This is a genomic window from Knoellia flava TL1 (genome assembly GCF_000768675.1).
GTDB lineage: Bacteria > Actinomycetota > Actinomycetes > Actinomycetales > Dermatophilaceae > Knoellia > Knoellia flava.
The window spans coordinates 1-7,551 of the sequence record NZ_AVPI01000065.1 but is presented as its reverse complement, the minus strand read 5'-3'; the positions used below and the strand labels follow the sequence as shown (position 1 = coordinate 7,551).

At 73.1% G+C, this 7,551-nt stretch carries 9 protein-coding genes; 5 read left to right on the top strand and 4 right to left on the bottom strand.

From position 1 onward, the window contains the following. Together N798_RS15085 and N798_RS15080 are read right to left on the bottom strand one after the other, a co-directional pair. Positions 1-954: protein kinase domain-containing protein (locus N798_RS15085; protein WP_156971761.1), on the bottom strand; the 954-nt coding region annotated here is incomplete at its 3' end. 62 nt (positions 955-1,016) lie between these two features. Further along, positions 1,017-2,132, bottom strand: a complete 1,116-nt coding sequence (locus N798_RS15080) for a LysM peptidoglycan-binding domain-containing protein (RefSeq protein ID WP_052117422.1) — start codon at positions 2,130-2,132, stop codon at positions 1,017-1,019. A 122-nt stretch (positions 2,133-2,254) separates the two neighbouring features. Between N798_RS15080 and N798_RS15075 the strand changes: the two genes are divergently transcribed. After that, complete coding sequence (locus N798_RS15075) at positions 2,255-2,626, top strand: Rv2175c family DNA-binding protein (RefSeq protein WP_035950009.1); 372 nt, start codon at positions 2,255-2,257, stop codon at positions 2,624-2,626. A gap of 432 nt (positions 2,627-3,058) precedes the next feature. Here N798_RS15075 and N798_RS15070 read toward each other — a convergent pair whose 3' ends face one another. After that, complete coding sequence (locus tag N798_RS15070) at positions 3,059-4,144, bottom strand: polyprenyl synthetase family protein (protein ID WP_035950007.1); 1,086 nt, start codon at positions 4,142-4,144, stop codon at positions 3,059-3,061. A 72-nt stretch (positions 4,145-4,216) separates the two neighbouring features. On the opposite strand from N798_RS15070, the gene metF reads away from it, so the two are divergent. Next, complete coding sequence (gene metF, locus N798_RS15065; RefSeq protein ID WP_035950005.1) at positions 4,217-5,104, top strand: methylenetetrahydrofolate reductase [NAD(P)H]; 888 nt, start codon at positions 4,217-4,219, stop codon at positions 5,102-5,104. Positions 5,105-5,761: 657 nt separating this feature from the next. Here the strand turns inward: metF and N798_RS15060 are convergent. Beyond that, on the bottom strand, positions 5,762-6,283 hold the full coding sequence (locus N798_RS15060) for a YbaK/EbsC family protein (RefSeq protein WP_052117419.1): 522 nt from the start codon (positions 6,281-6,283) through the stop codon (positions 5,762-5,764). A gap of 134 nt (positions 6,284-6,417) precedes the next feature. On the opposite strand from N798_RS15060, the gene N798_RS15055 reads away from it, so the two are divergent. The 3 genes from N798_RS15055 to N798_RS15045 all read left to right on the top strand — a co-directional run. Then, entirely contained in the window at positions 6,418-6,735 is a 318-nt protein-coding gene (locus N798_RS15055; RefSeq protein WP_035950004.1) for a DUF6504 family protein, read from the top strand. Between the two features lie 5 nt (positions 6,736-6,740). Beyond that, positions 6,741-7,142, top strand: a complete 402-nt coding sequence (locus N798_RS15050; RefSeq protein ID WP_052117418.1) for an SAV_6107 family HEPN domain-containing protein — start codon at positions 6,741-6,743, stop codon at positions 7,140-7,142. Positions 7,143-7,268: 126 nt separating this feature from the next. After that, positions 7,269-7,551 (top strand): PHP domain-containing protein (locus N798_RS15045; protein ID WP_035950002.1); only part of this gene is annotated, 283 nt, incomplete at its 3' end.

Sequence of the window (7,551 nt, the reverse complement as noted above, 5' to 3'; positions counted from 1 at the left end):
CATCTCCCGCATCTCGCCGTCGACGGGGAGTGCGGTGGTGCGGGTGACGGTCGCCGCGACGGCACCCGCCTCCGACGCGGTGGGCCGGCCGTCGAGCTCGTCCGCGGAGAGCTCGCGACGAGCTGTCCGCACGAGGCCGGCGAAGGCGGCGGCGTCGGCGGGACGGCCGTCGGGGTCGCGAGAGGTGGCGGCGGCCACGAGCTCGTCGAGGATCTCGGGTGCGTCCGGGACGCGGCTGCTCAGCCGGGGCGCGCCGGCGTGGACGTGCTGGTAGGCGACGTTGATCGCCGTGTCGCCGTCGAAGGCCTTGGCGCCGGTGAGCATCTCGAAGAGGACGAGCCCGGCGGCATAGACGTCGCTGCGGGCGTCGGCGATACCGCGCTCGACCTGCTCCGGCGAGAGGTAGGAGACGGTGCCGAGGAGCAACCCCGACGACGACGTCACGGTGTGCGAGGTCACCGCTCGGGCCAGGCCGAAGTCGGCGACCTTGACGGCTCCGTCCTCGCGCAGGATGACGTTCTCGGGCTTGACGTCGCGGTGGATGATGCCGGCGCGGTGCGCGGCGGCGAGTGCTTCGAGGACCGGAAGCATGATGTCGAGCGCGGCCCGGGGCGTCAGCGCACCCTCGGCCTGGATGACCTCGCGAAGGGTCTGCCCGGGGACGTACTCCATTGCGAGGAACATGCGCCCGTCGTCCTCGCCCTGGTCGAAGACGGCGACGACGCCGGGGTGCGACAGGCGCGCCGCCGAGCGGGCCTCACGGTGGAACCGCGACCGGAACGCCTCGTCCTGGGCGAGGTGCGGCCGCATGACCTTGAGCGCGACCTCGCGGTCGAGGCGGGTGTCCACGGCGAGGTAGACCGACGCCATGCCGCCGTCGGCGAGGCGCTCGAGGACCCTGTATCGGCCGTCGAGGATCTCGCCGACGAGGTCGTCGGTGGGGGCGGTGGACACCCGACGAGTGTACGGACTGCCGGACGGCAGCCTGTGGACCCCGGTGCTCGACCCCGCCGGTGTCACATACGGCCCTTGAGCGCCTTGATGTTGGCGACGTAGGACTTGGTGTCGGCGAACATGCCGCGCGAACGCACCGAGGCGAGCCCCTGGTAGTAGCCCGCGATGGCCTGGTCCTCCGACGCCGCCATGCGGGTGAGGGCGCGCAGCATGACGACGCCGGCGGTGACGTTGTCCTGCGGGTCGAGCAGGTCGAGCTTGCGGCCGGTGAGCGAGGAGGCCCAGTCGCCACCGGACGGGATGACCTGCATGATGCCGACGGCGTTGGCCACCGACACCTGCCGCTGGTTCCAGCCCGACTCCTGCATCGAGACCGCGAGCGCGAGGCGCGGGTCGACGCCGTGGCGACGAGCCGTCTGGACGATGAGCCTCTTGGTCTCGGACCGGCTCGGCACCGAGCGCCCGGCGAGGATCGCGCGGTTGCGGGCGGCGTTCTGGACGATCCGGTCGGGGTAGGTCCGGCCGGCGAAGGTGTTGGGCAGCTTCGCAGGGGTGGACCTGCGGGCGGCAGGGCCGGGGATGACGAGCCGTTGGCCGGGGTGGATCACCGTGCCGCGCAGGCCGTTTGCCTTGACGAGAGCCGAGACCGAGCGGCCGTGCTTCGCGCCGATCCCGAGGAGCGTGTCACCCGAGCGGACCGTGTATGCCGTCCCGCTCGCCTTCGCCGGAGCGCCCGCCTTGCCGCGCGAGGCAGTCGTCAGGCGCAGCTGCTGGCCGGGGACGATGAACGCGCCGGGCGAGATGCCGCTCGCCTTGGCGATCGCGGGCACGGTCGTGCCGTAGCGGGCGGCGATGCCGTAGAGGGTCTCGCCGTCGCGGACCGTGTGCGTCGTCAGGGTGCGCCCGGTGGCGCGCGGCGCCGACTTGCCCGTCGCGGACGCACCGGCGGGGACCTGGATGGTGTCGCCCGCCCAGAGCCGCTTCGCGTCGGTGATGCCGTTCTTCACCGCGAGGGTGCGCGGGCTCGTCCGGAAGGTCGCCGCGAGACCGATGAGGGTGTCGCCGCTACGCACGGTGTAGGTCGTCCACGCGTCCGGTGCGGGGGAGGTGTGGGTGACCGCGTGCGTCGGGAGCACGGCGGTCGGGGGCACGGTCGCCGGGGGGAGGGCGATGACCATGGGAGGCCGTCCTTTCCGAGACGGCGCGCACGACGCCGTTGTCTGTGTGACTCCTGTGACAGGCGATGTCAGAGTAGCCGTTGTGACTGGCGCGCGCGAGACTTTGTGGCACGCTGACCACCGTGACTGACCTGGAGACCCCGCTCGAGACCCTCGTCGGCGAGTGGCTGACCGTGCCCGACATCGCCGAGCGCCTCGGCGTCCGCCTGGCCGACGTGCGCCGGCTCATCGACGACGGCGACGTGCTCGCGGCCCGTGTCGGCGAGCGCAAGGTCGTGGCCGTCCCCGAGAAGTTCTTCGACGACGAGGGCGTGCTGCACTCGCTCAAGGGCACGTTCACCGTCCTCGCCGACGGCGGCATGAACCACGACGAGATCCTGCGCTGGCTCTTCACGCCCGACGCGACCCTGCCCGTCGACGGTGCCCCGATCGACTCGCTCCGCGGCGGGTTCAAGACCGAGGTGCGGCGGCGGGCCATGGAGCTCGCCTTCTAACCCTCCTTCGTATGCCGTTCGGTCGGCTCCTCGTCGTCGCGCGGAGGTCCGGGTTCGCCGCAGTCCATCCGCGCGTCGCGCGCTGAGCGCGCTCTGCGCTCCCGCCAGACCCAGCCAGCGGCGAACCCGGACCACCGCGCTCCTTGCGTGCCCGGCTCCCCGCCTTTTCGCTCGTCGGGCTCTGCGGCTCGCTGCTTCAGGGGGGAGGTGCGCGAGATGTCGCTCGCAGGGTGACTGCACGGCATCAGGGGCTCGGGAGCCGGTGTGCGGGTCGGAAGCCCCGTTGACGAGGCTCGGGAACGGGAAGGGGGCTCGCGAGCCCGGTGTTCGGTGACGGGGCAGCGGCAGGTCAGGGACTCGCTGCGTCCGAGGCTGCCTGAAGAGGTGCGCGGCGCCGAAAGGTGCGGGTGCGGCGGGTCTGGCGGGTGAGTGTCAGGCGGTGCGGGCGGTGCTGATCTCGACGAGGTCGTCGAGGACCTTCGCCGCCTCGGGGGTGACGCCGGTGGCGGCGGCGAGGGAGGTGCGGGCGCTCTCGGCGAGGTCGGCGATCTCGCGCTCGACGGCCTCGACGGCGCCCGAGGCGGTGATGACGCCGCGCAGGTCGTCGACGGTCGCCCGGTCGAGGTCGGGCGCGCCGAGGTGGCGGCGGAGCAGGGTGCGGCCGGCGTCGTCGGCGCCGCTGAGGGTGTGGGCGATGAGGACGGTGCGCTTGCCCTCGCGCAGGTCGTCGCCGGCGGGCTTGCCGGTCGCCTCGGGATCCCCGAAGACGCCGAGGAGGTCGTCGCGCAGCTGGAACGCGTGACCGAGGGCGAGGCCGTAGGAGGACAGGTGCGCGAGGTCGGGCTCGGGCAGGCCGCCGGCGGTCGCGCCGATGAGGAGCGGGTGCTCGACGGTGTACTTGGCGCTCTTGTAGCGGATGACGCGCTGGGCGCGCTTGACCCGCTCGGCCGACGGCAGGTCGTCCCAGGGACGGACCGAGTCGACGACGTCGAGGAACTGACCGGCCATGAGCTGGGTGCGCATCCGGTCGAAGACCTCCCGCCCGCGGGCGAGGTCCTCGGCAGGCAGCCCGCTCGTGGCGACGAGCTCGTCGGTCCACGTGAGGCACAGGTTGCCGGCGAGGATGGCGCCGGCGATCCCGAAGCGGGCGTCGTCGCCGCCCCAGCCACGCTGGGAGTGGACCGCCGCGAGCGCGCGGTGGGCGGCCGGCATACCTCGTCGGGTGTCCGAGTCGTCCATGACGTCGTCGTGGATGAGCGCTGCCGCCTGGAAGAACTCCATCGCCGTGGCGAGCCGCACGAGGGCGTCCGAGTCCGGGCGGCCGGCGGCGCGATGTCCCCAGTAGAGGAACGCGGCGCGCAGTCGCTTGCCCCCGGCGAGGAGCGAGCCGATGCGGTCGAGGAGGTCGGTGACGTCGGGGCCGAGCTCGGCGAGGACGGACTCCTGCGTGCGCAGCTCCCGGTCGATGCAGGCCTGCACGCGGGCGCGCAGGTCCATCTCGTCCAACGGGCTGCTCACGGACTGCTCCTCGGGTCTCACGATGCGTGAGCCACGAGCCTACGGCCTGCCCGCTCGACTACTCTCACCCGCATGGCACCCCGCTCGATCCCCGCGCTGCTCGCCAGCGCGAGGCCCTCGGTGAGCTTCGAGTTCTTCCCGCCCAAGGACGACGCCTCCGAGGTGGTGCTGTGGGATGCCATCCGACGGCTCGAGAGGGTCCGGCCCGACTTCGTGTCGGTGACCTACGGGGCCGGGGGCTCGACGCAGGACCGCACCGTGCGCGTCACGGAGCGCATCGCCCGCGAGACGACGCTCACCCCGCTCGCCCACCTCACCTGCGTCGGCGCCTCCGTGGCGGACATCCGCCGGGTCGTCGGCCAGTACGCCGCGGCCGGGGTCCGCGACATCCTCGCGCTCCGCGGTGACCCGCCGGGCAACCCGGGCGGGGAGTGGGTCGCCCACCCCGAGGGGCTCAACCACGCCACCGACCTCGTCTCGCTTATCCGCACGCTCGGCGACTTCACCATCGGCGTGGCCGCGTTCCCCGACGTGCACCCGGCCTCGCCCGACCTCGACCACGACGTCGAGGTCATGGTCCGCAAGGCCGACGCGGGAGCGAGCTTCGCCATCACCCAGATGGTCTTCGACGCCGACACCTACCTGCGGCTGCGCGACCGGGTGGCCGAGCGCCGCGACCTGCCGATCACGCCCGGGCTCATGCCCGTGACGAACCTCAAGCAGATCACCCGCATGTCCCAGCTCATGGGGACGCCGCTGCCGAGGGCGGTCGTCGACCGGCTCGAGGCCGTGGCCGGCGATGCCGACGCGGTGCGCGCGGTCGGTGTCGAGATCGCGACCGAGCTCGCGCAGCGGATGCTCGCCGAGGGCGCGCCGGGCCTGCACTTCATCACGATGAACCGCTCGACGGCGACGCTCGAGGTCCACGAGAACCTCGGCCTCTCGACCGGCGCCCGCTGAGCGGTGCCGTCCCGGCCGGGCGACGTCACCGCCGGCGTCAGCGCCGCTCCGGGTCGGCGGCGGTGGCCTGTGCCCAGACCTCGGTGACCGAGGTGAGCAGCCCGCCGCGTGCGGAGCCGAAGGTGGCGACGACGTGGACCTCGTCGCTCGTGCCGGTGGCATCGCTGACCGTGGCTCGCAGGACGGCTTCGTCCCCCGCGTCGACGACCTGCTCTCGCTCGAACCGCCAGTCCCCGGGTAGTCGCGGTTGAGCGCGACGAACCCGGCCCGGTCGAAGACCTCGCCGGTGTGGGCGTAGCTGGCCCGGAAGCCGGGGGCGAGCAGCGCCTCCAACCTCTCCCACTCCTGGGCGTCGATGGCGTCGGCGAAGCGGGTGAGGAGTGCGCCGGCCGAGCCGTCCCCACCTGGCGTCCGGTGCGTGGCATTCGTATCCATGGGCGCATCATCGTCCACGGCACGGACATCGCCGGGTTGGCTCGTCTCGGATGTGAGTACCACGAGCAGTCCCGATCTGAGTATCCGTACTGATCCGGGCACCACCCGCGGCCCGGGAGAGTGGTCCTGCGGCCGCGTGGCCGGGACGGTGAGTGTGGAGGGGCGCTCGTCTTCCCGGCGACGCGGCCGTCTCGCGTGCGGCGGCAGCGGGACGGCTCGCGCTCAGTCGACCTCGACGGCCTTGCCGCTCGTGATCCGGAGCAGCTCGTCGTAGGTGGTCTGGAAGACCGAGTGGCTGTGCCCGGCCGCAGCCCACACGTGGTCGAAGCTGCCGAGCGTGATGTCGACGACGGTGCGCAGGGGAGCGGGGTGCCCGACCGGGGCGACGCCTCCGATGGCGAAGCCCGTCCACTCACGGACCTCCTCGGGCGTCGCCTTGTCGACGGAGGCGAGGTCGAGCAGCCCGGCGATGCGGTCCTGGTCGACGCGGTGGCCACCCGAGGCGAGGACGAGCAGCGGCTCGGTCGAGCCGTCGTGGCGACGGCCCGCGAAGACGAGCGAGTTGGCGATCTCGGCCGGTGTGACACCGAGCGCGTCGGCGGCGGCACGGGCCGTGCGGACGGCGTCGGGCAGGTAGCGCACGACCGGCCGGATGTGGTGTGCCGCAAGGGTCTCGAGCACGACGGCGACCGATGGGTGGGCGCTGAGGTCGCGCTCCGACACGGGGTCTCCGGGCTCGGTCATGGCGTCAGCGTAGGGGGTTGACGCCCCCGCGTCCGGCGGTTGTACAGTGGAGGAGTCGAACAGGTGTTCGACTCCCAAGGATTCCGGAGTCGCCCGTGTCGACCCCATCCCATCCTGCCTGAGGAGGCCATGTCGTGGTGCGCCGGTACGAAGAGCCCGTCGAGGTGCGTGTCGAGGCGCCCGCGCCCACCGCCGAGGGCGCGCTCGCCCTCCGTCCCCGGCCGCGTGCGTTCGTCTGGCGCGGCCGCATCCTCGTCGTCCGCACGGTCCTCGACGACTGGAGCGAGCGCCGCTCCTGGTGGCGCGACCTCGGGGACCTCGGCGAGCGTCCTGAGCGCCACGTGTGGCGTGTCGAGGCAGGGTCCGCAGCGGGCACGGGGGTCTACGACCTTGCCTCCGACGCCGCCGACGGCTGCAGCGACCCGTGGGTCCTGCTCCGGGCCCAGGACTGACCGCCATGGCTGCCGGTCCCGCCCTCGCCCTCCTCGAGCAGTCCCGCCAGTGCCTCGCGCAGGCGTATGCCGCGGAGCTGGCCACCGTCCGCTTCGTCGCCTCCCAGGACGCCGCGATGCGCGCCGCGGCCGCCCTCGTCGCCCGACAGGGACGCCGCGGGCCCCAGGACCTCTGGCCGCTGCTCGCGCTCCACACTCCCGAGCTCGGCGAGTGGGCCGACTTCTTCGCGCTCGCGGCCGTTCGTCGCCAGGAGGTCGAGTCGCACGCGCGGCGGGTCTCGGTGCGCGAGGCCGACGACCTGCTCCGCTCCGCCGAGACCTTCCTCGGTCTCGTCACCTCGGCCCTCGGTATGCCGTGTGGCGAGCCGGTCGGCCACCGTCTCGTCGCCGCCCGCGAGAGCGCCTAGAACCCGCAACGTCCGGCAACCCGACGGCATACCCACCACAGTGCCGGACGCAAGGGAAGGGCCACCTGCAACGTCCGGCAACCCGACGCCAAACCCACCACAGTGCCGGACGCAAGGAGAACACCCATGAGCACCGACTTCGTCCACCTCCACGTCGCCTCGGGCTTCTCGATGCGGTTCGGGGCCTCGACGCCCGAGGACCTCGTCGAGCGGGCGGCGGAGCACGGGCAGCCGGCGCTCGCGCTCACCGACCGCGACGGCCTCTACGGCGCGGTGCGGTTCGCCATGGCGTGCTGGCGGGCCGGCATCGCACCGGTGCTCGGGGTCGACCTCGCCGTCGGGGAGGAGCCGGTGCCGGGACGCCGGAAGCCGCGGGTCCGCACCCCCGTGCGGGGTGGCGCCGTCGTCG

Excerpts from the sequence above, each read along its gene's own strand:
- N798_RS15080 (WP_052117422.1), bottom strand. The coding sequence starts at position 2,132 with ATGGTCATCGCCCTCCCCCCGGCGACCGTGCCCCCGACCGCCGTGCTC.
- N798_RS15060 (WP_052117419.1), bottom strand. The coding sequence starts at position 6,283 with ATGACCGAGCCCGGAGACCCCGTGTCGGAGCGCGACCTCAGCGCCCAC.
- metF (WP_035950005.1), top strand. The coding sequence starts at position 4,217 with ATGGCACCCCGCTCGATCCCCGCGCTGCTCGCCAGCGCGAGGCCCTCG.
- N798_RS15050 (WP_052117418.1), top strand. The coding sequence starts at position 6,741 with ATGGCTGCCGGTCCCGCCCTCGCCCTCCTCGAGCAGTCCCGCCAGTGC.